Origin of the sequence: Shewanella algidipiscicola, from assembly GCF_003605125.1 — a bacterium.
Lineage (GTDB): Bacteria > Pseudomonadota > Gammaproteobacteria > Enterobacterales > Shewanellaceae > Shewanella > Shewanella algidipiscicola.
In genome coordinates this window covers 1-2,618 of sequence record NZ_QPQT01000027.1, presented here as the reverse complement: position 1 = coordinate 2,618, position 2,618 = coordinate 1, and the positions used below count along the sequence as shown (strand labels likewise).

The 2,618-nt window shown below is 45.8% G+C and carries 1 protein-coding gene and 3 tRNA genes; 3 read left to right on the top strand and 1 reads right to left on the bottom strand.

From position 1 onward, the window contains the following. Positions 1–11: 11 nt before the first annotated feature. Positions 12–87 (bottom strand) — tRNA-Val (locus tag DVO77_RS18855). A gap of 700 nt (positions 88–787) precedes the next feature. On the opposite strand from DVO77_RS18855, the gene gltX reads away from it, so the two are divergent. The 3 genes from gltX (at position 788) to DVO77_RS18840 (ending at position 2,612) form a co-directional block, all read left to right on the top strand. Continuing rightward, positions 788–2,197, top strand: coding sequence for a glutamate--tRNA ligase (gltX, locus tag DVO77_RS18850; RefSeq protein WP_110457752.1), 1,410 nt, complete (start codon positions 788–790; stop codon positions 2,195–2,197). Positions 2,198–2,301: 104 nt separating this feature from the next. Then, a tRNA-Ala gene (locus DVO77_RS18845) sits at positions 2,302–2,377 on the top strand. Positions 2,378–2,536: 159 nt separating this feature from the next. Beyond that, a tRNA-Glu gene (locus DVO77_RS18840) sits at positions 2,537–2,612 on the top strand. The last annotated feature ends 6 nt before the right edge of the window (positions 2,613–2,618 follow it).

Here is a 2,618-nt window from a genome sequence, read left to right as displayed (position 1 = left end):
TATGAAAAGAATGGTGGTCGATACTGGGCTCGAACCAGTGACCCCCTCCTTGTAAGGGAGGTGCTCTCCCAGCTGAGCTAATCGACCTCGCTGTGTGGGGCCGTATTATAGGGGGCGTTGATCGAGTGTCAACGCTTTTTTCGATAAAAGCGTTAGTCCGGTTCAAATTTGTGCGGACTGCGTTAATGTTAAACAGATGGAGGGCTTACATTAGCCTGAAACGATTATATATTGTCTGTTGTGGTTTAGGAAAACGCATTGAATCGGTGGGGCAATGGACACGCTACAGATAAAGCCACAGGCTTATAGAGGCTGACTTAATCTTGTGCTATTGAATGTTCTACATTAGGGGCATTGTTTGGCTGTTCTTGCTTAGTCAGGATAAATGGTGCGGTGTTAATTTTTCGTCAGGCGAGTTTAGCGCCTTTTCCCTGTTAGGAGCAGCGGGCCATTGCTATGATACTGCTACATCCTGCGTTGCTATTGAAGTGCATTTATCGCCGGCATCCAAATACACTAAGCACCATGCGCTATATAAATGCGTAATACAGCGACCTTAAGCGAATGGATCTAATGATTTGTATCACTCATGCGTTAAGGCTCGTAAGTGTCGATACACTAAGTTGATACATTAGTTACTTGCGGACCTGTAGAGGCTGTCGATGATGCTAATGTGATGATATGGTGCAGAGTATTTTCTCTAAGTGGATTTGGCTGTTAGAATAGCCACCACATTTAATAGTTCAGTCTATTTTTAGACTATTCGACAATAGGTTTATGTCCCATTATGACGACTAAGACGCGTTTTGCTCCAAGTCCTACCGGCTTTTTACACGTAGGTGGTGCTCGTACTGCACTTTATTCATGGCTATATGCACGTGCTAACCAAGGTGAATTTGTTTTACGTATCGAAGATACCGATATTGAGCGTTCAACACCTGAAGCATGTGAGGCCATTTTAGAGGGCATGCAGTGGTTGGGGCTTAATTGGGATGAAGGCCCATACTACCAAACTAAGCGTTTTGACCGTTACAACGAAATCATTGCTCAGATGCTAGAGCAGGGCACAGCTTATAAGTGTTACTGTACCCGTGAACGCATCGAATCTATGCGTGAAGCACAAGCGGCCAAGGGGGAGCAACAAAAATATGACGGTTGCTGCCGCGATAAAGCGCCACGAGACACTGACGAGCCTTTTGTTATCCGTTTTAAAAACCCGACCGAAGGCAGCGTAATATTTGATGATCATGTTCGTGGTCGTATCGAAATATCTAATGACCTGCTCGATGATCTGATTATCGCTCGTACCGACGGTACGCCGACTTATAACTTCTGTGTTGTGGTTGATGACTGGGATATGGGGATCACTTGTGTTGTACGTGGTGAAGACCACATTAATAACACACCTCGTCAAATCAACATTCTCAAAGCTTTGGGCGCTCCAATTCCTGAATACGCCCATGTGGCGATGATTTTGGGCGATGATGGTGCCAAGCTATCTAAGCGTCATGGTGCAGTAGGGGTGATGCAGTATCGTGATGATGGCTTCTTACCTGAAGCATTGCTTAACTATCTGGTGCGTCTAGGCTGGTCTCATGGCGACCAAGAAGTGTTTTCAATCGATGAGATGAAGCAACTGTTTAAGCTTGAGGATATCAATAAAGCGGCCTCGGCCTTTAATACCGATAAGCTTATTTGGTTAAATCAGCATTATATGAAAGCGCTTGCACCAGAATATGTCGCTAAGCATCTTGAATGGCATATGGCTGATCAAAACATCGATACCAGTAATGGTCCTGCACTCGCTGATGTGGTTACTGCGTTGGCTGAGCGAGCGAAGACCCTTAAAGAGTTGGCGGCGTCTAGTCGTTATTTCTATGAAGACTTTGCTGAGTTCGATGAAACTGCCGCTAAAAAGCATCTTCGTGGTGTGGCGCTGGAGCCATTACAACTGGTTCAGCAAAAATTAGCCGCATTATCAGAGTGGACTTTGGAAGGAATCCACCAAGCGATTGAAGATACCGCGACAGAATTAGAAGTCGGTATGGGTAAGGTTGGCATGCCACTGCGCGTTGCCGTAACTGGTGCAGGTATGTCGCCAGCTGTGGATTTAACCTTATTCCTCGTTGGCAAGGCCCGTTGTGAGCAAAGAATCTCCAAAGCGATTGAATTTGTAGCAAATAGAATAAATTCCTAAAAAACGAGTTGACACTTTTGGGTGTGCTGCATAGAATGCGCCTCGCAGTTGGGACACAGCGTAGCAAATGCTTGCAGTGCACTCAAAGGTGATAAGTTAGGTAAGGGGCCTTAGCTCAGCTGGGAGAGCGCAACACTGGCAGTGTTGAGGTCAGCGGTTCGATCCCGCTAGGCTCCACCATCTACTTTATCAAAGCATTGATATTCTTGGTTAACAAGTGCCTACAGGCATCAATGAGTATTCACTCGATACAGAGTCTAACGTATCATCTAGCATTGATGTTTAGCCTACAGACATTAATGAGTATTCACTCGGTGCAGAGTATAAGGTACCAACAGTGTCCCATTCGTCTAGAGGCCTAGGACACCGCCCTTTCACGGCGGTAACAGGGGTTCGAATCCCCTATGGGATACCACTTTTT

Coding starts and splice junctions, on each gene's coding strand:
- gltX (WP_110457752.1), top strand. CDS start 788: ATGACGACTAAGACGCGTTTTGCTCCAAGTCCTACCGGCTTTTTACAC.